At 64.7% G+C, this 21,627-nt stretch carries 20 protein-coding genes; 7 read left to right on the top strand and 13 right to left on the bottom strand.

Going from position 1 to position 21,627, the window contains the following annotated elements; all coding sequences use genetic code 11:
* The first annotated feature begins 13 nt into the window (after window positions 1-13).
* Window positions 14-1,417, top strand: a complete 1,404-nt coding sequence (locus ACNEOT_RS08430; RefSeq protein ID WP_415973425.1) for a class II fumarate hydratase — start codon at window positions 14-16, stop codon at window positions 1,415-1,417.
* Window positions 1,418-1,520: 103 nt separating this feature from the next.
* Here the strand turns inward: ACNEOT_RS08430 and ACNEOT_RS08425 are convergent, their stop codons facing one another.
* Complete coding sequence (locus ACNEOT_RS08425; protein WP_415973424.1) at window positions 1,521-2,378, bottom strand: acyl-ACP desaturase; 858 nt, start codon at window positions 2,376-2,378, stop codon at window positions 1,521-1,523.
* A gap of 214 nt (window positions 2,379-2,592) precedes the next feature.
* On the opposite strand from ACNEOT_RS08425, the gene ACNEOT_RS08420 reads away from it, so the two are divergent.
* Window positions 2,593-3,000 (top strand): limonene-1,2-epoxide hydrolase family protein, encoded by a 408-nt coding sequence (locus ACNEOT_RS08420; RefSeq protein ID WP_415973423.1) that lies wholly within the window; start codon window positions 2,593-2,595, stop codon window positions 2,998-3,000.
* A gap of 86 nt (window positions 3,001-3,086) precedes the next feature.
* On the opposite strand, the gene ACNEOT_RS08415 is transcribed toward ACNEOT_RS08420, so the two are convergent.
* From ACNEOT_RS08415 to ACNEOT_RS08405, 3 genes are all read right to left on the bottom strand, one after another.
* Window positions 3,087-4,412 (bottom strand): PhoH family protein, encoded by a 1,326-nt coding sequence (locus ACNEOT_RS08415; RefSeq protein ID WP_415973422.1) that lies wholly within the window; start codon window positions 4,410-4,412, stop codon window positions 3,087-3,089.
* Between the two features lie 425 nt (window positions 4,413-4,837).
* The gene (gene glyA / locus ACNEOT_RS08410; RefSeq protein ID WP_415973421.1) at window positions 4,838-6,121 is read right to left on the bottom strand and encodes a serine hydroxymethyltransferase; all 1,284 of its coding nucleotides are present in this window, start codon (window positions 6,119-6,121) and stop codon (window positions 4,838-4,840) included.
* A 63-nt stretch (window positions 6,122-6,184) separates the two neighbouring features.
* On the bottom strand, window positions 6,185-7,381 hold the full coding sequence (locus ACNEOT_RS08405) for a DUF885 domain-containing protein (RefSeq protein ID WP_415973420.1): 1,197 nt from the start codon (window positions 7,379-7,381) through the stop codon (window positions 6,185-6,187).
* Window positions 7,382-7,480: 99 nt separating this feature from the next.
* Between ACNEOT_RS08405 and coaA the strand changes: the two genes are divergently transcribed.
* Window positions 7,481-8,449 carry a type I pantothenate kinase gene (gene coaA / locus ACNEOT_RS08400; protein ID WP_415973704.1) on the top strand — a complete coding sequence of 323 codons (969 nt, stop codon included), beginning with the start codon at window positions 7,481-7,483 and terminating at the stop codon, window positions 8,447-8,449.
* Between the two features lie 14 nt (window positions 8,450-8,463).
* On the top strand, window positions 8,464-11,094 hold the full coding sequence (locus ACNEOT_RS08395; protein WP_415973419.1) for a LuxR C-terminal-related transcriptional regulator: 2,631 nt from the start codon (window positions 8,464-8,466) through the stop codon (window positions 11,092-11,094).
* Here the strand turns inward: ACNEOT_RS08395 and ACNEOT_RS08390 are convergent.
* Together ACNEOT_RS08390 and ACNEOT_RS08385 are read right to left on the bottom strand one after the other, a co-directional pair.
* Window positions 11,063-11,833, bottom strand: a complete 771-nt coding sequence (locus ACNEOT_RS08390; RefSeq protein ID WP_415973418.1) for an AfsR/SARP family transcriptional regulator — start codon at window positions 11,831-11,833, stop codon at window positions 11,063-11,065. The two genes, ACNEOT_RS08395 and ACNEOT_RS08390, sit on opposite strands and share 32 nt — an antisense overlap.
* 87 nt (window positions 11,834-11,920) lie before the next feature.
* Window positions 11,921-12,703 (bottom strand): isoprenyl transferase, encoded by a 783-nt coding sequence (locus ACNEOT_RS08385; RefSeq protein ID WP_415973417.1) that lies wholly within the window; start codon window positions 12,701-12,703, stop codon window positions 11,921-11,923.
* A gap of 161 nt (window positions 12,704-12,864) precedes the next feature.
* Here ACNEOT_RS08385 and trhA point away from each other — a divergent pair, with 161 nt between their 5' ends.
* Window positions 12,865-13,530: a PAQR family membrane homeostasis protein TrhA gene (gene trhA, locus ACNEOT_RS08380; protein ID WP_415973416.1), complete on the top strand. Its 666-nt coding sequence runs from the start codon at window positions 12,865-12,867 to the stop codon at window positions 13,528-13,530.
* Window positions 13,531-13,536: 6 nt separating this feature from the next.
* Here the strand turns inward: trhA and ACNEOT_RS08375 are convergent, their stop codons facing one another.
* The 4 genes from ACNEOT_RS08375 to mca form a co-directional block, all read right to left on the bottom strand.
* Window positions 13,537-14,448: a GGDEF domain-containing protein gene (locus ACNEOT_RS08375; RefSeq protein ID WP_415973415.1), complete on the bottom strand. Its 912-nt coding sequence runs from the start codon at window positions 14,446-14,448 to the stop codon at window positions 13,537-13,539.
* A 111-nt stretch (window positions 14,449-14,559) separates the two neighbouring features.
* Window positions 14,560-16,569, bottom strand: coding sequence for a thioredoxin domain-containing protein (locus ACNEOT_RS08370; RefSeq protein WP_415973414.1), 2,010 nt, complete (start codon window positions 16,567-16,569; stop codon window positions 14,560-14,562).
* Window positions 16,569-16,844 (bottom strand): hypothetical protein, encoded by a 276-nt coding sequence (locus ACNEOT_RS08365; RefSeq protein ID WP_415973413.1) that lies wholly within the window; start codon window positions 16,842-16,844, stop codon window positions 16,569-16,571. Before ACNEOT_RS08365 ends, ACNEOT_RS08370 begins: the two co-directional genes overlap by 1 nt.
* Window positions 16,841-17,716, bottom strand: a complete 876-nt coding sequence (gene mca / locus ACNEOT_RS08360; RefSeq protein WP_415973703.1) for a mycothiol conjugate amidase Mca — start codon at window positions 17,714-17,716, stop codon at window positions 16,841-16,843. The genes ACNEOT_RS08365 and mca overlap by 4 nt, the downstream gene beginning before the upstream one ends.
* A 103-nt stretch (window positions 17,717-17,819) precedes the next feature.
* Here mca and ACNEOT_RS08355 point away from each other — a divergent pair, with 103 nt between their 5' ends.
* Together ACNEOT_RS08355 and greA are read left to right on the top strand one after the other, a co-directional pair.
* Entirely contained in the window at window positions 17,820-18,260 is a 441-nt protein-coding gene (locus ACNEOT_RS08355; RefSeq protein WP_415973412.1) for a DUF4307 domain-containing protein, read from the top strand.
* A gap of 224 nt (window positions 18,261-18,484) precedes the next feature.
* Window positions 18,485-18,979: a transcription elongation factor GreA gene (greA, locus tag ACNEOT_RS08350; RefSeq protein WP_415973411.1), complete on the top strand. Its 495-nt coding sequence runs from the start codon at window positions 18,485-18,487 to the stop codon at window positions 18,977-18,979.
* 68 nt (window positions 18,980-19,047) lie between these two features.
* On the opposite strand, the gene ACNEOT_RS08345 is transcribed toward greA, so the two are convergent.
* From ACNEOT_RS08345 to ACNEOT_RS08335, 3 genes are read right to left on the bottom strand one after another with little or no spacing between them, the layout of a single operon-like run.
* A complete protein-coding gene (locus ACNEOT_RS08345) occupies window positions 19,048-19,827 on the bottom strand; it encodes an endo alpha-1,4 polygalactosaminidase (RefSeq protein ID WP_415973410.1) in 780 nt (259 codons plus the stop codon).
* Window positions 19,827-20,621: an ABC transporter permease gene (locus ACNEOT_RS08340; protein ID WP_121873348.1), complete on the bottom strand. Its 795-nt coding sequence runs from the start codon at window positions 20,619-20,621 to the stop codon at window positions 19,827-19,829. The genes ACNEOT_RS08345 and ACNEOT_RS08340 overlap by 1 nt, the downstream gene beginning before the upstream one ends.
* Entirely contained in the window at window positions 20,618-21,586 is a 969-nt protein-coding gene (locus ACNEOT_RS08335; protein ID WP_415973409.1) for an ATP-binding cassette domain-containing protein, read from the bottom strand. The genes ACNEOT_RS08340 and ACNEOT_RS08335 overlap by 4 nt, the downstream gene beginning before the upstream one ends.
* Window positions 21,587-21,627 lie beyond the last annotated feature (41 nt).

Raw genomic sequence — 21,627 nt, 5'->3', positions numbered from 1 at the left:
CAAAGTAAGGCTCATGACGCAGACAGACGAACAGCAGTTCCGGATCGAGCACGACACCATGGGAGAGGTTCGCGTTCCCATCGACGCGCTCTGGCGGGCCCAGACACAGCGTGCCGTGGAGAACTTCCCCATCTCGGGGCGTCCTCTCGAGCGCACTCAGATTCGCGCGATGGGCCTGCTCAAGGCAGCCTGCGCACAGGTCAACAAGGACCTCGGCCTGCTCGACGGCGCACTGGCCGACGCGATCATCGCGGCGGCCACCGAGATCGCCGACGGCAAGCACGACGACCAGTTCCCGATCGACGTCTTTCAGACCGGCTCGGGCACCAGCTCGAACATGAACGCCAACGAGGTCATCGCGTCGATCGCCAAGGCGAACGGCGTCGAGGTGCACCCCAACGATCACGTGAACATGTCGCAGTCCTCCAACGACACGTTCCCGACGGCCACGCACGTCGCCGCCACCGAGGCAGCCGTGACGTCGCTCGTGCCCGCACTGCGGCACCTGCACGAGGCCCTCGTGGTCAAGGCCACGGAGTGGAAGCACGTCGTGAAGTCCGGCCGCACCCACCTCATGGATGCCGTTCCGGTCACCCTCGGCCAGGAATTCGGCGGCTACGCCCGTCAGATCGAAGCCGGCATCGAACGCGTCGAGGCAACCCTGCCGCGGCTCGGTGAACTGCCCATCGGCGGTACCGCGGTCGGCACCGGCCTCAACGCACCCGACGGCTTCGGCCCGAAAGTCGTTGCGGAACTGGTCAAGTCGACCGGCATCGACGCGCTCACGCCGGCCAAGGATTCGTTCGAGGCTCAGGCTGCACGCGACGGACTCGTCGAGGCCTCGGGCGCACTGCGCACCATCGCGGTCTCACTGACCAAGATCGCCAACGACATTCGCTGGATGGGATCGGGACCGCTCACCGGGCTCGGCGAAATCGCCCTCCCCGACCTGCAGCCCGGCAGCTCCATCATGCCCGGTAAGGTCAATCCCGTTCTGCCCGAGGCAGTTACGCAGGTCGCCGCACAGGTCATCGGTAACGATGCCGCAGTCGCATTCGGCGGCGCGTCGGGCGCATTCGAGCTCAACGTGTACATCCCGATGATGGCGCGCAACGTACTCGAATCGTTCAAGCTGCTGGCCAACGTCTCGGTGCTGTTCGCAGACAAGTGCATCGTCGGCCTCGAAGCCAACGTCGAACACCTCAAGACCCTCGCCGAGTCCTCGCCGTCCATCGTGACGCCGCTGAACTCCGCAATCGGCTACGAGGAAGCTGCCGCCGTTGCCAAGCAGGCACTGAAGGAAAAGAAGACGATCCGTCAGACGGTCATCGACCGCGGACTGATCGGCGACAAGCTCAGCGAAGCCGAACTCGACAAGCGCCTCGACGTCCTCGCAATGGCGAAGGTCAAGGACTAGGTTTCCGTTCGCCCCGTCAGACCCCTGAACGCGTGAATGGTCCATTGCACCGCCGAGACGTGTGCGATGGACCATTCACGCTTTCGAAAGGGGGGGGCGAACCTCAGGCCAGGTGCGCGAGTTCCTCGCGTGCCTTCAGGCCGTCCTCGCCCAGATCGGTGCGGTCGAAGATCTTCCAACCTGCGAGCAGGGGCTTGAACACCTTTTCGCGTTCCTGATCGGCGTCGTAGATTCCGGCTTCGGCGAGGGCGACGGTGCTGCTGCCGCGCTCGGGCAGGTCGACGACGGGGATCTTGAAGCCGTTGATGCGGTCTGCGATCGCCCGGGCAGCCTGGTCCGGCACCACGGCAAAGGCCTCGTCGAGGATTGTCGCGAAGAATTTCGACTGCAGCGCATCGTCGTCGGCGATCTTGCCGAGGATGGTAGCCAGGACCGGGTCCTTGCTGAGGGCAACTGTGTTCCGGTGACGAAGCGCGGCGGCAGCTTCCTCGATGGCGAAGTGCGCCAGAATGTCGAGCAGATGATGGCTCGGCGCGTCGTAGCCCAGTGTCATGTGCTCCATCCGGATGCGCTCGAGCGCCACCGGATCGACAGCGCGGGTGAGCACCAGGTAGTTGCGCAAGACGATCGACTGCCGGTTCTCCTCCGACGTCCAGCGGCCGGTCCACTTCCACCAGGCTCCGAGGCCGGTGAGCGCGTGGGCCAGTTCGCGGTGGTACGCGGGCAGGTTGTCGGCCACCAGAACAGCGACCGTCGCGGCCAGGATTTCGACATCACTGAGGTGCGACTGCTCGGGCGTCCAGTCCTCGCCTCCGAGGAAGGCGAAGTTCTTGCCGTCGTCGAACGGCGCGAGGTCGTGGGGGTGCCACTCGCTCGCAGCCTCGATATGGCGTCGTAGATTCTCTTCGACCGCGGGCTCCAAACGGACCAGCAGATCACCGTCGGACAGGTTCGTAGACATGCGGTAACCGTAGCGCCTGCGCCCGAACACCCGACGTCGTGCCCCTGACCTCTGTGAATTCTCCCAATGCCAGGTCGATGCGGGTCTTCCTTCGCGTTTTCCAGCAGTCGTCGCACTGTGTCGGTGGCGGGCCGATTTGCTTCTCGGGCGACATTCGAGACGAACGCTGTCACACTCGAAATTCTCGACAGCGACAGACGGGGTGACACACAACATGACCGATACACAGCAGGCGACCGAGATCGTGGAAGATCTGTTCGATGCACTGAGGTCTCGCGACACCGATCGCGCACTGGGCCTTCTCGACGAGAGAATCGTGTGGCACAACGTCGGGTTACCGAAGGTACGCGGTACCTCGAACGTCGGGAGGTTCCTGGCGTTGCTCGCCAGGCCGGCCTTCGGTTTCGATGTCACGATGCACAACCTCGCGGCCGACGGAGACATCGTCCTCACCGAACGCACCGACGCCCTCATCTGGCGTCGGGTTCGCGTCGAGTTCTGGGTGTGCGGAACCTTCGAGCTGCGCGACGGCAAAGTAGCTGTGTGGCGAGACTATTTCGACACCGTCGATTTCTTGAAAGGTGTTGCACGAGGGTTGTTTCGAGCCCTCGTGGGACGGTAGCCGAGGTGAGTGAAACTTTCGTAGCGGACTAGGAGGCAGGAGTGGAGCCTGCGGAACGACCCACAGGCTCCACGCCGACAGGGAGGTCAGGCTCCCGAGGGTCCGAATTCCTCGAGCATTTCCGTCACCAGTGCCGCGATCGGTGAGCGCTCGCTGCGGGTGAGGGTGATGTGAGCGAAAAGCGGGTGGCCCTTGAGCTTTTCGATCACGGCAGCAACGCCGTCGTGGCGTCCGACGCGGAGGTTGTCACGCTGGGCGACGTCGTGGGTGAGTACGACGCGTGAGCCCGACCCCAGCCGGGACAGAACCGTCAGCAGCACGTTGCGCTCGAGTGACTGTGCCTCGTCGACGATCACGAAGGAATCGTGCAGCGATCGACCGCGAATGTGCGTCAGTGGCAACACTTCCAGCATTCCGCGGGCGATGACCTCTTCCATCACCTCGGGGCTCGCGAGACCTTCGAGGGTGTCGAAGACCGCCTGGCCCCAGGGTCCCATCTTCTCGCTCTCGCTACCGGGCAGGTAGCCGAGTTCCTGTCCGCCGACGGCATACAGGGGCCGGAAGACAACGACTTTCCGGTGCGAGCGTCGTTCGAGGACGGCCTCCAGGCCGGCAGTGAGCGCCAGAGCCGACTTACCGGTACCGGCCTTTCCGCCGAGGGAGACGATGCCGATGCTCTCGTCGAGCAGAAGATCCAGCGCCACACGCTGTTCCGCCGAACGTCCGTGCAAGCCGAATGCCTCGCGCTCGCCGCGCACGAGCTGGATCTGCTTGTCGGGCGTGACCCGCCCCAGCGCACTCTGCCGTCCGGCAAGCAATCGAACTCCGGTGTGGCACGGCAGGTCTCGCGCCTCGGCCAGGTCGATGATGCCGTCGTTGAAGAGTGTGTCGACTGCGGCGGACGGCACGTCGAGCTCGGTCATGCCGGTCCAACCGGACGGCACGACGTCGTGAGCGTGGTACTCGTCGGCGGGAAGACCGACTGCACCCGCCTTTACGCGCAACGGAATGTCCTTGCTGACGAGGACGACGTCCTTGCCTTCGGCCTTCAGATTGAGGGCACAGGCGAGGATTCGAGAATCGTTGGAGTCGGTGCGAAATCCGACGGGAAGAACTGACGGATCGGTGTGGTTGAGCTCGACTTGCAGTGTGCCACCCGATGTTCCGATGGGAACCGGCTGGTCGAGTCGGCCGAATTCGACGCGAAGGTCGTCGAGCATGCGCAAGGATTCCCGCGCGAACCATCCCAATTCGTGATGGTGGCGTTTGCCCTCCAACTCGCTGATGACCACCAGCGGAAGTACCACATTGTGCTCGGCGAACCGAATGACTGCCCAGGGATCCGAGAGAAGGACCGAGGTATCGAGCACGAATGTCCGAAGAGGGGCGGAAACGGAGCGTGAAGTGGTCACGTGGGGCTCCTACGTCTGCGCGGCACCGCGCAAACTCTGTCGCTCGGCCGGTCGGGTCCGATGTGTCAGGTGACACGAGGACCGGGTACCGGCCCTCTCGCGCTCACTAGCTCAGTCACGTATCAGAACCTCCCGCACAGGTAGCTTCCCCGCTGCCTGTTACTGCCGACGGTACCGCCGAAATCGAGGTTCGGCTCGCTGGAAGTCTGGCGTGTCGGTGAACAACGCGTTACGGCCGAACCGCCCCAGGTCGTCAGCCGATCGGTGCCGAAACCGCCCTCCCCGGATGCGTCAATGGACCACTGCACACGTCTGACCGGTGCAATGGTCCATTGACGCGAACCGGGGTGCTGCGTGAATGGACCACTACCTACGTCTGAGCGGTGCAATGGTCCATTGACGCGGACCGGGGTGCCCAAACAGGATCAGCCGAGCAGCTTCCAGTCTTCGAGGCCCTCGTACAGCGGCTTGCTCTGTGCCAGTTTCACGACGCGGTCTTTGAGGGAATCGCTGGCTTCGCCGGTGGCCAGTGCGGTACCGATGATGTCGGCGACCTCGGTGAACTCGGCTTCGCCGAATCCGCGGGTTGCCAGAGCGCCGGTGCCGATGCGCAGGCCCGATGTGACCATCGGCGGGCGCGGGTCGAAGGGCACTGCGTTGCGGTTGACGGTGATGCCGACCTCGTGCAGGAGGTCCTCGGCCTGCTGGCCGTCGAGCTCGGAGTTGCGCAGGTCGACCAGTGCCAAGTGCACGTCGGTTCCGCCGGTGAGGACGGAGACGCCCTTGTCAGCAACGTCGGAGCCGGTGAGGCGCTCGGCGAGCAACGATGCGCCGAGGAGAGTGCGCTCCTGACGTTCCTTGAACTCGGGTGTTCCGGCGATCTTGAAGGCCACGGCCTTGGCGGCGATCGCGTGCATCAGCGGTCCGCCCTGCTGGCCGGGGAACACTGCGGAGTTGAGCTTCTTGGCCCATTCCTTCTTGGCCAGGATGATGCCGGAGCGGGGTCCGCCGAGGGTCTTGTGCACGGTGGAGGAGACGACGTCGGCGTAGGGCACCGGTGAGGGATGCAGGCCCGCAGCGACGAGTCCGGCGAAGTGCGCCATGTCGACCCACAGGAGTGCGCCGACCTCGTCGGCGATGGAGCGGAACGCGGCGAAGTCCTGGTGTCGTGGGTAGGCCGACCAGCCTGCGATCAGCACCTGAGGCTTGGCGGCGATGGCCTGCTTGCGCACCTCGTCCATGTCGATGCGATGGTCTTCTTTCGACACACCGTAGGACTCGACCTCGTAGAGCTTGCCCGAGAAATTGAGCTTCATGCCGTGGGTGAGGTGGCCACCGTGCGCCAGATCGAGGCCCATGATCTTGTCGCCCGGATTGATCAGCGCCATCAGTACGGCTGCGTTGGCCTGCGCACCCGCGTGGGGCTGCACGTTTGCGAACTCGGCACCGAAGAGTTCCTTGGCGCGGTTGCGCGCGAGGTCCTCGACGATGTCGACGTGCTCGCAACCGCCGTAGTAGCGGCGACCCGGGTAGCCCTCGGCGTACTTGTTGGTCAGGACACTGCCCTGGGCCTGCAGCACTGCGCGGGGAACGAAGTTCTCCGACGCGATCATCTCGAGGGTGTCGCGCTGACGTCCCAGTTCACCTGCCATCGCCTCGGCGACCTCGGGATCGAGCTCGGCCAGTGACAGGTTGTTGACGTCAGTCATAACAGGAGTCTCCAAGGGACAGCAGAGTAAGGGGGCATCAATAAACAACGGACCTGGGCCAGTTTACGAGACGCGCACTGCACCGGGTGTCAGTGGCTCGTCGAGCAGCCTGCCGAACAGTTGCGCGCGCTCGCTCGGGGTCGTGCCCTGGTCCAACCAGCCCGCGAGCAGCTTGTAGCCCTCGACGTAGGTGCTGATGTATGCCCGCCACAGTGGGGAGGACAGGAATCGCAGACTGTGCCGGGCACGCTTCGGCGATGCCAGCGACCAACGCTCCAGGTAGGCGGCCACGTCGTCCTCGCTCTTGTGTTGATCGTGCAGCAGCAGGGCCGCGTCCTGACGCACCCCCAACAGCCGGCTCGAAGCAGCCGAGAGGCGTTCGGCTTTCTCACCGTCGAATCGCAGTCCCAGATCGGCGTAGATCTCTTGCGCCCACAGTCCCCAGCCTTCGCCGACGATCGCACCGAGGGCGTGGTCGGCCAGCCCCTCGGCCATCAGACACTGCGGGGTGTTGACCACGAACAAGGTCTGCTCGAGCTGACCTGCGCCGACGAGTCCCGTCTCCTTGCGGCAGTGCTCGGTGTGGTGGCCGGGATAGGACTCGTGTGCGATGAGGTGTGGCAGGTTGGCCATCTGCTGTTCGATGTCGGAATTGATCGCGACTGTGGACTGGAAGTTGCCGAGGTAGTAATTGAATCCCGACCACGGCTTGTCTCCGACGACCTCGTAGGTCACCTTCTCGGTGTCGGGGAGCGTGTATTCGGCGCGGACGCGGTCGCGTAGCGCAGACGAGAACGCCTCGACGCAGTCCTGCAATCGATCGGCCGGAATCACGTCGGCCTGGCGGTGGGCGATCAACCGTTCGCTCAGTGAGCCCGGACCCGGCAGTACCTCGTCCATCTTGCGGTGCGCCTGCAGGTATTGGTCCTGATCACCGGGGGCGATGCGGACGTCGAAGTAGGCGTACACCTCGTCGACGAAGCCGATGTCCTCGCCTGCGAACTTGCGTGCCGAGCATTCGAGAGCGCGCAGGTGGACGTCCAGGAACGTCGTGCGCTCGGGGGTCAGATCGACGTTGCCGAGCTCTGCGCGCAGGGTCTGCGCTCGACGAATCAGCTCACGCGGCTCGGGGGCGGGGGCGTTCTCGGTGATGCGACGCAACTCGGGGTCGCCGGTGTATGCGTCGACGAATCCGTCTTCGAGCCGGTCGAAACTCAAGCCCAGCAGCAGGTATTCGCGAACGAGGGAAGCAGCATCCATATCCGAACCCTAGTACGGCGAACGACCCCGCCCGTGCGCGATCGGCCGGCACCGAGCACAATCTGGAACCATGCGACTTCCGGACCCATCGTGCGCGTTTTGCATGCCCCCAAGTACGCAAAACGCGCACGAGGGGAGCCGTGCGTGAGCGAGTCCAGTCCGTACGTCGAGTTCGACCGTGTGCAGTGGCGCACGCTGCGCCAATCCACGCCGTTGGTACTCACCGAGGAAGAACTCGTCGGTCTGCGTGGACTCGGTGAACAGATCGATCTGGACGAGGTGGCCGAGGTCTACCTGCCGCTGGCACGACTGATCCACCTACAGGTCGCCGCCCGGCAACGGCTCTTCGCCGCGACCGCGACGTTCCTCGGGGAGAAGCACCCCGACCGTCAGGTCCCCTTCGTCATCGGTGTCGCGGGCAGCGTCGCCGTCGGAAAGTCGACGACGGCCCGTGTGCTGCAGGCACTCCTGGCCCGATGGGACCATCATCCGCGGGTCGATCTGGTCACCACCGACGGATTCCTGTACCCGACGGCAGAGCTCATGCGTCGAGGCATTTTGCACCGCAAGGGTTTTCCCGAAAGTTACGACCGGCGCAAGCTGCTCAGGTTCGTCACCGAGGTCAAGTCCGGGACCGAGGAGGTGGGCGCTCCGGTCTACTCGCACGTCTCGTACGACATCGTCAAGGGCCAGTACCACATGGTCCGGCAGCCCGACATCCTGATCGTAGAGGGGCTCAACGTATTACAGACCGGACCGCGGTTGATGGTCTCGGACCTGTTCGATTTCTCCATCTACGTCGACGCGCGCATCGAGGACATCGAGAATTGGTACGTCAAGCGCTTTCTCGCGCTGCGCAAGACGTCGTTCACCGATCCGTCCTCGCACTTCCATCACTACGCCGGCCTGTCCGACGACCACGCGCAGATCGCGGCCGAGGATCTGTGGCATTCGATCAACCTGCCGAACCTGGTGGAGAACATCCTGCCGACGCGACCACGAGCGACCATGGTGTTACGCAAGGACAACGACCACGCGATCAACCGGCTGCGACTTCGTAAGTTGTAGACCATAATCGCGCAATGGCGGTGGAAAAGCGGGCGATCGGCGAGGTACCGCTGATCGGTCGGGACGGCGAGCTGCAGCGAATTCTCGATGCCGCCCGCACGTACGGCGGGATGGCCGTCAAAGCCGCGCCCGGTGTCGGCCGAACCCGCCTCTTGACCGAGGCCGTCCGGTCGCTGGTGCGCCTCGGGTGGCATCCCCACCGAGTGGTGACGGTGATGCCGACCGGTACCGGATTCGTCCCCGTCGAATCGGATCGAGCTCTGGCCGCCACGTTAGCCGACGCGCACGGCGGCCGGCGCACGGTCGTGGTCATCGACGATGCCCAGTGGCTGGCCGATTCGACCATCGAACTGCTCGCACGACGCGTCGGATCGAAGGAATTGTTCGTACTGCTCAGCGTCAGCGCAGGCCGACGCCGCACCCCCGTGCTCGACGCCTTGTGGAAGGACGGTCTGATCGACCGCCTCGATCTCGAGCCGCTCACCCCGGAGCAGTGCCGCTCGCTGATGGAGTCGATGCTTCGCCGCGACGGTGAAATAGTGGACAGTGCAGCAGTTTTCGCCGTCGCCGCATTGTCCTCGGGCAACCTCGTCGTACTTCGAGATCTGGTGGCGACGGCGGTCGAACGCCACGCGCTGACGGTCTCGTCCCAGGTGTGGCGTCTCGCAGCTCCCCTGCCCGTATCGGCCGGTCTGGCCGATGTGGTTCGCGATCATCTGGCCGAGGTGATCGCCCTCGCCGACTACGCCGGTGCCGCCGAGATCGACGACGCCCTGGACATGATCGCGCTCGCCGGTTCGCTGGCGTTCGGAGCCGCTGCCGCCGTAGTGGATTCACGTCTGATCGAGGAACTCGAATCGGCCGGTGTGCTGACGATCCGCACCGATCAGAACATCGACCGGGTGACCTTCTCGACGCCCATCACTGCTCAGGTGCGCACCGACGACATGGCCACACTGCGCAGACGTCGACTGAGTCTGACGGTGGCCGACGCTCTCGACGGCGCGGCCGACGGGCTCGGCCCCCGCGAACGCGTCACCTCTGCACTGCTGCGGATCGACGCGGGATTCGCGCTCGATGCCCCGACGGCGGTGGAGGCGGCTCGGTTGTCGTGGCGCTTCGTCCCGCCGGAGACGACGCACAAGCTCGCCTCGGCCGCAGCGGCAGCAGGCGGCGGGTTCGACGCCCAGCTCATTCTTGCGACGACGGAAAGCCAGCTCGGCATGACCGAGTCTGCGCAGCAGCGTCTCGACGAGCTTCTGCTGGGGGCCGACAACGACATTCGGCGCGCGACGGCCGTGCGCGCGTGTACCGACAACATGGTGCTGCGGCTGGCGGATCCGACGCGGGCGCTGGCGCTCAATTCCAGTACCGAACACGCCATCGTCGACCCCGACATCCGTACGCAACTGCGCGCGCAGCGGGGCCTGATGATGCATGCCATCGGCGATACCGCGGGTTCGCTGGAGTTGCTCGAACCTCTGATGGACGATCTCGACGGCGCGACGCTGATCTCGGCCAGCTTTGCCGTCGCCGCCGGGGCCACCGTCGCGGGCCGCTTGTCGGCCGCATTCTCCGCGCTCGCCAGGGTGCAGCCCGAGCCGGACAATCCGGCGGCGACGGTGCTGGATCTATCGCGGTGCTTCACGATCGCCTGTGCAGGCAATTTCGAGGAAGCAACAGCGCTCGCCCGGTATCGATACGACGAAGCGGTGGAACAGTTCTCGCCGCTGCAGCAGGCGTGGTTCGGGTGGGCCCGCGGAGGCTTGTTGCTCTCCCAAGGCCACGCTTCCGACGCGATCCGCTGGTGCTCCGAGGCCTACACGCTTGCGGGCAGTCTCGGCCAGAAGTCGATGGAGCCGATGGTGGCATGCGATCTGGTCCGCGCACTCGCGCTCGCCGGGCGCTCCGAGGAGGCGTCCGGTCTGATCGAGGCCGCGGACCTCGACAACCCAGCCTCACCGGCGTTGTTCGGAGCTCGTGGCATACGGCTCGCAGCGCTGGGCTGGGCCGCCGCAGCGTGCGGAGACGTCGACAAGGCGTGCGAGCTGCTCATTGCCTCGGCCGAAGCGCACGCCGCCATCGACCACCACCTACCCGCCCTGTTCTCCTACGTCGACGCCGCACGCTGCGGAGCGGCGGCCGCAGTGGTAGCTCCTGTCAACCACCTCGCGGGCCTGATCGAAGGCGACCTGGCCCGCACCGAGATACGCATGGTCGAGGTGCTCGCGGCACCGGCCGGGACGGACACTGCGGTGGCCGATCAGGTGGTGGCCGTGGCCGCGAGTGCCGAGAAGCACGGCCTCGACCTGCACGCCGCAGAGATGTACTTTCATGCTCGAAACCTGCTGTTGCGCAGCAGCCCTCGCGCAGCAGCGACCGCAGGCAGGCAAGGCCACGTGCTGGCCGAGCGCTGCGGGCATCCCGTCACCCCACTGCTGGCCGGAACACGAGACCCGGCCCTGACCGCACGCGAACGCCAGATCGCGTCTCTCGCCGCGGCCGGCCTGTCGAACCGCGATATCGCCGACGCCGTCGTGCTGTCGATTCGTACCGTCGAAACGCACCTCAATCGCATCTTCGGCAAGCTGGGCATCAGCACCCGCGCCGAGCTCACATCGCTACGAGGCTCACTGCTCGATTGACCGAACCGACGGTGTACAGCGACGCTTCGATGTCGAGCAGGTACTGCGACGGACCGACCCCCAGTTCGGTCTGCAGGACCGCCTCGGCCCGTCGGAACGCCACCACCGCCTCGGCCGTCCGATGCGACCGGTCGAGGGCGATCATCAATTGTCCCCACAGGTGCTCGCGCAACGGAGCGGAGCGCAGGGCGCGCTCGATCTCGGCGATAACAGTCTCGTGTCGGCCGAGGCGCAGGCGGGCCTCGAACGCCGACTCGAGCATCACGGCGTGTACCTCGTCGAGATGCACCCGCTCGTCGACGGCGAAGCCCAGATCCCCGAACTCGACGAGCGCCCGGCCGCGCCACAGCGCAAGAGCCCGACCGAACTGTCCGTCGGCCTCGGCCAACCTGCCACGACCGAGCGCCTCACGCCCACGAGCGGCCAACATCTCGAACTCACGCAGATCCAATCGGTCACTGCCCAAGTCCAACCGGTAACCCCAGGACGTGGTGACCAGCCGCGCTCCGCCCTCCGACCCGAGAACCCGTCGCAGATTCGCCATGTAGGCGCGCAGGGAGGTCAACGCCTTGGCCGGTGGTCGGCAATCCCAGACCAAGTCGATCAAACGGTCGAACTCGACGACGTTTCCCGATTCCACGAGCAGCACCGCCAACACGGTCCGCTGCTTGAGCCCACCGACCGCCTTCACGCCGGTCGCGTCGCGCACCACCATGGGTCCGAGCACGTTGTATTCCACGATCGCAAATTTTCCGAGTTGGAGAACAACCGCGCCACCGACTACGTAGTGGTACAACCATAAGTACGTAGTGCTCGGCCGAACTCGTCAGATACCGAAGCGTCGGTGTCTGGCGGCGAAGTCACGCAGTGCGCGCAGGAAGTCCACGCGACGGAATTCGGGCCAGTAGGCCTCGGTGAACCAGATTTCCGAGTACGCGCTCTGCCATAGCAGAAAGCCGGACAGTCGTTGTTCGCCGGAGGTACGGATGACGAGATCCGGATCGGGTTGGCCGGAGGTGTAGAGGTGGCTACCGATCTCGTCGACGTTGATGGAGGCAACCAGGTCCTCCCCGGAGACGCCCTCGGCGATCTTCTCCGTCACCAAGGACTGCACGGCGTCGGCGATCTCCTGTCGACCTCCGTATCCGACGGCGACGTTGACATGCGTTCCCGACCGCCCCTCGGTGAGCGCGGCCGCTTCCTTGAGTCGACGTGCGGTCGACGCGGGCAACAGGTCGAGTGTGCCGACCAGTTTGACGCCCCAGTTCATCTCGGGTCCGCATATCTCCTCGACGACGTCGGTGATGATGTCGAGCAGCGAATCGAGTTCGTCGGCGTCACGGCGGAGATTTTCGGTGGAGAGCAGGTAGATGGTCGCCATCTCGATTCCGGCGGCGTCGCACCAGCCGAGCATCTCGGCGATCTTGAGCGCACCCATGCGGTGCCCGTGCGCGACGTCGGTGAACCCGTTCTCTCGCGCCCAGCGGCGATTGCCGTCGCACATCACTGCCACGTGCCGCGGGTGCTGCACCCCTTCGAGCTGGCTCAGCAGTCGCCGCTCGTACACGTTGTACAGGACGCCGCGCACCTTCTGCGGAATGATCACCACTGCTTCGTCACCACTGCTCAGTCACCACTGCTCCATCACCACTGCTCCTTCGGCACTGCGGGATCACCTTACGCCGACGTCTGCGAGCCGGCCGCCGGTACAGTAGCGTCTGAACCTACGGTGGCGTAGGTTTCGACGGCGGTACGGAGAGGTCATTTTTCATGACGATGTTCGGACTGGACGAGATACCCGTCAAACCTCGCATGCGCGGGTGGATTCACCTGTATGCGTTCGGTGTGGCCGTGGTCTGTGCGATCACGCTCGTCACCCTCGCGTTCAGCATGGTCTCGGTCGATGCGGGGTTGGCCACGAGCGTGTACTCCATCACCGTCTGCGGAGTATTCGGGGTCAGTGCCACCTACCACCGCGTCAACTGGAAGACCGCGGCCTCTCAGATCTGGATGAAGCGCGCCGACCATTCGATGATCTTTCTGTTCATCGCAGGCAGTTACACGCCGTTCGCCGTATTGGGTCTTCCGGCCTCGACGGGACGCACACTGCTGATCGTCGTGTGGATCGGAGCTTTGGGCGGCGTGGCCCTGAAGATGTTGTGGCCCACCGCTCCCCGTTGGGTCGGAGTGCCGCTGTACTTGATCCTCGGTTGGGCGATCGTGCCCGTCGCCCCCACACTGATCGAACACGTCGGCTACGCACCGTTTCTGCTGCTGCTCGTCGGTGGCGTGTTCTACAGCATCGGGGCCGTGCTGTATGCGACCAAATGGCCGAATCCGTGGCCGACGACATTCGGCCATCACGAGTTCTTCCATGCGGCAACGGTATTGGCGGCCATCTGTCACCTCGTCGCGGTGTGGCTCGTTTTGTTCTGAGCCCTCTCAGGTCGGTCTGGACGCCTTGTCTCGGTACATCAGCGCGTCCGCACGTTGGATGAGCAGGTCTCTCGACTCGCCTACCTCACGCATCGCGACGCCCACGCTCACCGAGACGCCGAGCAGGAGTGATCCGAACGGCACCGGTTCGCCGCAGATCGCAGACCGCACCGATTCGGCCAGTTCGGTGCTGTCGAGCCGATTCGGTGCGTCGAACGTCATGGCGAACACGAACTCGTCTCCCGCGTATCGACCGACGACACTGCCGCTCGGCGACCACTGCTGTAGCCGTCGACCTGCTGCCTCGAGCAACGCGTCTCCTGCCGGGTGACCGTGCACATCGTTGACCGACTTCAACCGATCGACGTCGACGAATGCCAGGGCAACCGGCATATCCGCCAGAATCCATTCGTCGACGTGAGCCAGCAGGGGACCTCGCCTCAACAATCCGGTCAGTTCGTCGCGCTCGGCGCGATCGCGCCAGTGCACGGTGTCGTCGACGACGGGATTGACCAGGTCCAGTAGCGCGACGATGAACCGTCCGCCGGCGATCGTGGAAATTCCGACATGCATCCAGCAGGAAACAACTTCTCCGTCGCTGCGCCGCACTCGGCGCAGGACACCGATCGGTCGACCGGAATCGCCTGCAGGATAACGATCTTCGAGCCGATCCGCGATCCGCTTCGCCGATACTCGATCCCCGAGCGGCACGAAATCTGCCACGGGCCGACCCACCATGTCGTCGACGGTGCACCCGAGAACATCTTCGCAGTGTGCGTTTGCTCCGACTACCTCGAAGCGCATCGAATGCACCATGACCGCCATCGGAACTGCGGCCACGAAATCGGCTACGGCAATGCGCTGCTCGTCGGTGACCGACTCGTCCACGATGCCGTCCGTAGTGACGCTCTCCCCCATGACACCCTCACTCGTGACTGTCGCCGATCCACCGGTGGAGGTTCGACTGCCCCCAGGCCGCACACCCGATGCGGCAATACGTTTCTTCATCGCCAGCATCGACGAGCGCGGTCATCTCCGCAGTGCGAACGACACTTCTTCGGCAGAGGTCACAGGACGGTCGCACACGGACCCACGGCACACGTACGCCGTTTCGAGGCCGTCGACGGGTGGACGATCCAGCAGCAACGCGGACGAATTCTCCGTGCCTGCGACCACGACCGAACCACCCGGTGCCACTGCTCTGACGGCGGAGAGCAGGTCACCCCCGGGTGCCGTCGACACAGCAATCTGAATCGGCCCGCGAACGGACGCCTCTGCGACGGCCAACCAATGCCCACCGGACCTGGGCGCGCGCTCGAGAATCGAAGCCGCACGCGTCAGCGACGCCGCCGCGAGTTCCGCGTAGCGCGCCGACGATATGTGATCTACCAACGCAGCTGCGGTGAGAAGCGCCTCGGCCATCGTGGACGCTCCGGACGGGGTGGCTCCGTCGATCGGGTCACGCGGCCGGGTGACGAGGGCCTCGGCGTCGTCGGCGGTGTCGAACCATCCACCGACATCGTCGGGGACTGCGAAATGCTCGATCGCTGCATCGAGGATCGAGGTCATGCGCTCGGTCCACACCGCATCTCCGGTGGCCTGGAACAGCGCGGCCGCGGCGACCGCGAGGCACGCGTAATCCTCGAGCACACCGCTGGCCTCACCCACGGCACCGCCGAGGGAGGCGCGGCGGACCCGCCCCGATTCGACGTGTCCGGCGAACAGTTGCTCGCCGCATTCGACTGCCGCGTCGACCCATCTCGGTTGCCCCAGCCCGGTGCCGGCCTCCACCAGAGCGGTGATGGCCAACCCGTTCCAGGCGGTGACCACCTTGTCGTCGCGGCCGGGCTGCGGCCGAGTCGCGCGGGCGGCCGAGAGCGTACTGCGCACCCGGGCGAACCGCTCGTAGTCCTCCGGTTCGGCGGGTAGCTGCAGCACCGACATGCCTGCCTCGAACGTGCCCGCCGAGTTCACCGCGAAGAGGCCGACCGCCCAGACACCGTCCTCGAAGCCGAGCGTCTCGGTCAGTTGCTCCGGCGTCCAGGCGTAGGTCAGTCCTTCGACGCCCTCGGTGTCGGCATCGAGGGCGGATGCGAAACAACCGTTGTCGGTGCGTAGTTCGCGGAGCATGAACTCCGCAGTGTCCGACGCCACCCGACGGGCGAGCGGATTGTCGTCGACCCGAGCTGCATGCGCGTAGAACCGCAGCAGCAGGGCGTTGTCGTAGAGCATCTTCTCGAAATGCGGGACGATCCACTCTGCGTCGACGGAGTAGCGCGCGAATCCGCCGCCGAGTTGGTCGTAGATGCCACCGCGCGCCATCGCCGATGCGGAGCGCCGTACGACGCCGAGGACGTCTTCGTTCCCGGTGCGCTCGTAGTGTCGGAGCAGACCTTCCAGCAGTGCACCCGGCGGGAACTTCGGTGCCCGACCGAAGCCGCCGAAAGTGGTGTCCTCGTCGGCGCAGATCGCTGCGACCGAGGCGGCCAGCGCATCGGCGTCGACGCGTCGACCTCCGGCGGGCACGCCCCCGCTGTGTTCGCGTAGCTCGGTGACGATAGCCGCGGAGGCGTCGAACACCTCCTGGCGCCGCGTCGACCAGGTGTCGGCGATCGCGGTGAGCAACTGCGAGAACGACGGCATTCCCTGGCGCGGGGCCGGCGGAAAATAGGTCCCGCAGTAGAACGGTTCGGTGTCGGGGGTGAGGAAGCACGTCATCGGCCAGCCGCCTTGGCCGGTCATCGCGACGGTGGCGTTCATGTACACCGAATCGAGGTCGGGGCGTTCCTCACGATCGACCTTGATGCACACGAAGTGCTCGTTCATCAGCGCCGCCGTGGCCTCGTCCTCGAACGATTCGTGCGCCATGACATGGCACCAATGGCACGCCGAATACCCGATCGACAACAGGATCGGCACATCGCGATCGCGCGCGGACTGCAGAGCCTGCGGTCCCCACTGCTGCCAGTGCACCGGGTTGTCCGCGTGCTGCCTCAGATACGGGCTGGTGGACTCACCCAGGGCATTGGCGTCGAGCATCAGGTCTCGTCGGTTGCGGCGGGTTTTGCCGAGCTCTGTTCCGGCGAGGGGGTGGTGGTGGCGATTCCGCCGCGATCGGTGCCCTCGTCGAGCGCCTGATCCAGCGTCGGATCGTCCTTCTCGAACGTGGCGGGCAGACGCTTTATCTTCTTGTTCATCGACCAGATCAGCAGCGCGGTCCCGACCAACAGGGCGACGAGGATCACCAAACCGATCGGCGAGGACTTGCCGAACTCGGGACCGGTGGGCTGCTGGGCGAGAATCGCGACGATCACTTGTCGGTCTCCTCGATACCGGCGAACAAGTCCGTTTCGGGGAGCGAGGTCTTGACCCGAGTGCGGGCCAACTCGAATTCCTCGGTGGGCCACAACTTGCGCTGTACGTCCAGCGGCACCGCGAAGAACGACCCGTTCGGATCGATCTGTGTCGCGTGCGCCCGCAAGGCGTCGTCCCGCTGCTCGAAGTAGTCACCGACGGTGACCTGGGTGGTGATGCGCCCCATGATCTCGTCGCGCTGGCCGTCCCACCGCTTCAGCCAATCGACGAACGGGCTCTCTTCGCCGCGGTCGATGAACCAGTCGTGAAAGAGCTGCATCCGCTTACGAATGAAGCCGTGCGAGTAGTAGAGCTTGAGCGGAGTCCACGGCTCGCCCGCGTCGGGGAAACGTTCGGGATCTCCCGCGGCCTCCCACGCCTCCATCGAGACCTCGTGGCACCGGATGTGGTCGGGATGCGGGTAGCCGCCGCGCTCGTCGTAGGTGGTGATGACGTGCGGCTTGAACTCGCGCACCACCTTCACCAGCGCCTCGGTCGAGACTTCCAACGGAACCAGCGCGAAGCAGCCGTCGGGCAGAGGTGGCAGCGGATCGCCCTCGGGCAGGCCCGAGTCCTCGAACCCGAGCCAGGTCTGCTGGACTCCCAGGATTCGGGCGGCCTCGGCCATCTCCTCGCGTCGGACATCACGGATGCGCTCGTGCACTCCCGGAATGTCCATCGCCGGATTCAGGATGTCGCCTCGCTCGCCACCGGTGAGCGTCACGACCAGAACGTCGTGCCCCTCGGCTGCGTAGCGCGCCGTCGTCGCAGCACCTTTGCTCGACTCGTCGTCGGGATGGGCATGCACTGCCATGAGCCGCAGTCCGGACACGTTCTTCCTCACCTCGGATTCACCTGGTTCTTGCCTGTCCTATAGTTCCACCTGACACCGACAGGCCCCCAGCGGCACCCCCGATTTCTTCCCGAGAGCTGATATGACCAACGCACTTCCCGCAGGTAGATACCCCTCGGGTTCCGGTCCCAGCGGCATTCGGCAGGCCCCGAAGCGTGCGACGAGGATCGCACTGGTGGCGCTGGTCCTCCTGGTCGGAATGGGCGTGGCCTATTACGCGTACACGAAGTTCTCGGTCAAGCCGATCGAAGGCAGTCAACTCTCGTTCGACATCGTCGACGAGAACACGATGTCGATCAGATTCAGCGTCACTCGGCAGGATCCCGAGCAACCGGCCGTGTGCATCGTCCGCGCCCGCTCCCGCGACGGCTCCGAGACCGGAAGGCGTGAGGTGTACATCCCACCGGAGGCATCGTCCGGCACCGTCGAGATGACCACCGAGGTGACGACGTCGTCGCCGCCGGCCGTCGGCGACGTCTACGGCTGCAGCCTCGATGTTCCCGAATATTTACGAGCTCGATAGGCGAACTGCCTGTTCGTGGTAAGCTCGGGTCATACACGGCCGCCGAACAGGTGCCGTGTATTGCTGCATTGCGGGCAGGGTTTCGACTGCGAACGACAACGACGGCTCCAGGATGTGGGCCGACCAAAGGGGATCCAACCATTGGAGTCCCCGGTTCGCTGTGTGCCCTACCTGCTCAGAGACCGGAATCGACCTCAGATTCCGACTACGAGGGAGTGATCGAGATGACCGAGACCCAGGTGACCTGGCTTACCCAGGAATCACACGACAGGCTCAAGAGCGAACTCGACCAGCTCATTTCCAATCGCCCCGTCATCGCCGCCGAGATCAACGAGCGCCGCGAAGAGGGCGATCTGAAGGAGAACGGCGGCTACCACGCTGCCCGCGAGGATCAGGGCCAGCAGGAAGCACGCATTCGCCAGCTGCAGGAACTGCTCAACAACGCGAAGGTCGGCGAGGCACCCACCCAGTCCGGTGTTGCATTGCCCGGATCTGTCGTCAAGGTCTACTACGACGGCGACGAGTCCGACACCGAGACCTTCCTGATCGCCACCCGCGAAGAGGGTGCCCGCGACAACAAGCTCGAGGTGTACTCCCCCGCGTCCCCGCTGGGCGGATCGCTCATCGACGCCAAGGTCGGCGACACCCGTGAGTACACGCTGCCCAACGGCAAGACCATGAAGGTCACGCTCGTCAGCGCGGAGCCGTACCACACGTAAGCCTGCTCGGAGAAGATGTGCTGCACCCCCGGTCGCTCAGCGGCCGGGGGTGCACTCGTCCGAGGGAGTCAGCACTGCTCATACACGTACGCCGGATCGGACGGGGACACCAGGCCGCGGTCCCGCAGAATCGTGACGGCCGCGCGATCCTGTCGGGCGCACAGCCGATCGAACGACTCCGAAATGTTGTCGGTGTATTCGATGTCGTACACCCGAGATCCGTATGCCGCACTGTAAGAGCCACATTCGTCGTAGGCGAGACACTCCTCTGCGACGGCGAAATCGAATCCGACGTCGTCCTTTATCCGGCCTGCTCCGTCCGGGGTGTTCTTCTGCGCGACCTCGATGCCCGACGCATGGGCACGGTCTGCGTACAGGCGCGCCAATGCCAACACGGAATCCTCGTCGATCCGGTCCGGGAAGCGCGTCCAGCTGTCGAGGTTGTCGATCTCGACGGCATCGAACCCCTTCGCAGCACAGGCATCGATGATCGGCCCGACGACCGCGTCGATTCCCGATCGTTTCTCGGCCGTACTCGGGTCGAGAATGTGCTCGTCGGGCCAGGCCGGATCGACCACGAGCTCGCCGTCCGCATCGCGCAGTAGTAGGTCTGGGTTCCACTCGGCACCGGGCTGCGTCTGCAGACCGTTGACGTAGCAGATCGAATACGCGCCGGGCAGTGGCTCGGCGGTGGAATCTCGGACGACGGTATCGATACCGCCCTCGGTCTCGTACGCTGCACCGAGCTGGTAGTCGAAGCGCTCATGGGATGGCTGTTCGTTCTCTTCGCATCCGGTGAGCGCCACCGCGACGGCCAGCGCACATGCCCATGCCGCCGCGGTGCGCATCAGGCGGTCATCGTTTTCTGGTATTTACGCACCGACAGCGGCACGAACACCACGAGCATCAACACGACCCAGATCAGGGTGTAGAGCACGGGATTCTGCAGCGGCCACACCTCTGGCGGCGGTGCCATCGGGTTGGTGTTGCCGAACTGTTCACGCACGGCCAACGTCACCGACGAGATCGGGTTCCACTCCGCGATCGTCTTGAGCACGCTCGGGAAATTGTCGATCGGGACGAAGGTGTTGGCGATGAACGTCAACGGGAAGATCACGATGAACGACGCGTTGTTGAAGATCTCGGGCGAGCGCACCGTGAGTCCGACCAGCGCCATCACCCACGAGATCGAATACGCGAACAGCAGCAACAACACGTAACCGAGCAGCGCGTCGAAGAACGAGGACGTGATGCGCCAGCCCACGATGAGTCCGGTGATCGACATGATCGTGATGGTGACGAGGTTGTTGCCCACATCGGCCGCAGTGCGCCCGATGACAACGGCCGATCGCGCCATCGGCAGCGATCGGAACCGATCCATCACGCCCTTCTGCAGATCCTCCGCCAGCGAGGACCCGGTAAGGGAGGCACCGAAGATCATCGTCTGCACGAAGATCCCGCCCATCAGGAAGCTCTTGTAGTCGATGCCGGGCACGTCGATGGCACTGCCGAACACGTAGGCGAAGAGCAGAACGAACATGATCGGCGACAGCATCGCGAAGAACAGCAGATCGGGAACTCGCTTGAGCTTGATCAGGTTCCGCTTGGTGATGATCGCGGAGTCCAGGAAAACGTTGCTCATTTCTCTTCCTCCGCCGTCTCGGGCTCGCCGGTGGTCTGACCGGTCAGACTCAGGAACACATCGTCGAGGTTGGGCCTGCGCAGTCCGACGTCGACCACGCCGATCCCCGCCGCGTCGAGCTGGGACAGTGCGGTGGAGAGGTCTTTCGAACCTCCGTTGACGGGCATGACGATTCGGCCCACCTGTTCGTCGAACGTCGGTTGCTCGACGCCGATCGGAGCAAGAATCTGCTTGGCCTGATCGACCTGGGCTCGATCGGTGAGCACGAATTCGACTCGCTCTCCGCCGGTTTGAGCCTTGAGCTCGTCCGCTGTGCCACGGGCGATGATCTTGCCCTTGTTCAGCACGATGATCGAGTCGGCCAGCCGGTCGGCCTCTTCGAGGTACTGCGTGGTCAACAGAATGGTCGTTCCGTCGCGCACGAGGTCTGCGATGAACTCCCACATGGTGATTCGGCTACGTGGATCGAGCCCGGTGGTGGGTTCGTCCAAGAACACCACCCGCGGTCGACCGATCAGGCTGGCCGCGATGTCGAGTCGTCGACGCATACCGCCGGAGTACTGCTTGGCGGTGCGATCACGTGCGTAGTCCAGATCGAATCGCTCGAGCAGTTCCCCTGCCCGCTTCTTGGCCTCCGCTTTGCGCAGTCCGAACAGCCTGCCGACCATCTCCAGATTCTCGTATCCGGTCAGGTATTCGTCCACGGCCGCGAACTGGCCGGTCAATCCGATCGTGCTGCGCACCTCGTTTGCCTGCGTCGCGACGTCGAGTCCGAAGATTCGCGCGGAACCCGAGGTCGCCTCGAGCAAGGTGGCGAGAATACGGACCGCCGTCGTCTTTCCGGCACCGTTGGGGCCGAGCACACCCAGCACCGTCCCTTCCGGAACGGTGAAGTCGATCCCGTCGAGCGCGACGTTCTTCCCGTACCGAAGTACCAGGTTCTCTACTTCTATAGCGTTCGCCATGGCCCTCTCCCCGTTTCTTTCACTGTCGGTATAAGGACTCC

Origin of the sequence: Rhodococcus sp. 077-4 (assembly GCF_047782425.1) — a bacterium.
In the GTDB taxonomy this organism is placed as follows: domain Bacteria; phylum Actinomycetota; class Actinomycetes; order Mycobacteriales; family Mycobacteriaceae; genus Rhodococcoides.
Note: the sequence above shows the minus strand (reverse complement) of the source record. Positions and strands in the feature narration are given on the sequence as shown.

Bases quoted from the DNA above. Each gene is read 5' to 3' on its own strand.
- ACNEOT_RS08430 (WP_415973425.1), top strand. From the start codon at position 14: ATGACGCAGACAGACGAACAGCAGTTCCGGATCGAGCACGACACCATG.
- ACNEOT_RS08425 (WP_415973424.1), bottom strand. From the start codon at position 2,378: ATGTCTACGAACCTGTCCGACGGTGATCTGCTGGTCCGTTTGGAGCCC.
- ACNEOT_RS08420 (WP_415973423.1), top strand. From the start codon at position 2,593: ATGACCGATACACAGCAGGCGACCGAGATCGTGGAAGATCTGTTCGAT.
- glyA (WP_415973421.1), bottom strand. From the start codon at position 6,121: ATGACTGACGTCAACAACCTGTCACTGGCCGAGCTCGATCCCGAGGTC.
- ACNEOT_RS08405 (WP_415973420.1), bottom strand. From the start codon at position 7,381: ATGGATGCTGCTTCCCTCGTTCGCGAATACCTGCTGCTGGGCTTGAGT.
- ACNEOT_RS08395 (WP_415973419.1), top strand. From the start codon at position 8,464: ATGGCGGTGGAAAAGCGGGCGATCGGCGAGGTACCGCTGATCGGTCGG.
- trhA (WP_415973416.1), top strand. From the start codon at position 12,865: ATGACGATGTTCGGACTGGACGAGATACCCGTCAAACCTCGCATGCGC.
- ACNEOT_RS08375 (WP_415973415.1), bottom strand. From the start codon at position 14,448: ATGGGGGAGAGCGTCACTACGGACGGCATCGTGGACGAGTCGGTCACC.
- ACNEOT_RS08370 (WP_415973414.1), bottom strand. From the start codon at position 16,569: ATGCTCGACGCCAATGCCCTGGGTGAGTCCACCAGCCCGTATCTGAGG.
- ACNEOT_RS08355 (WP_415973412.1), top strand. From the start codon at position 17,820: ATGACCAACGCACTTCCCGCAGGTAGATACCCCTCGGGTTCCGGTCCC.
- greA (WP_415973411.1), top strand. From the start codon at position 18,485: ATGACCGAGACCCAGGTGACCTGGCTTACCCAGGAATCACACGACAGG.
- ACNEOT_RS08345 (WP_415973410.1), bottom strand. From the start codon at position 19,827: ATGCGCACCGCGGCGGCATGGGCATGTGCGCTGGCCGTCGCGGTGGCG.
- ACNEOT_RS08340 (WP_121873348.1), bottom strand. From the start codon at position 20,621: ATGAGCAACGTTTTCCTGGACTCCGCGATCATCACCAAGCGGAACCTG.
- ACNEOT_RS08335 (WP_415973409.1), bottom strand. From the start codon at position 21,586: ATGGCGAACGCTATAGAAGTAGAGAACCTGGTACTTCGGTACGGGAAG.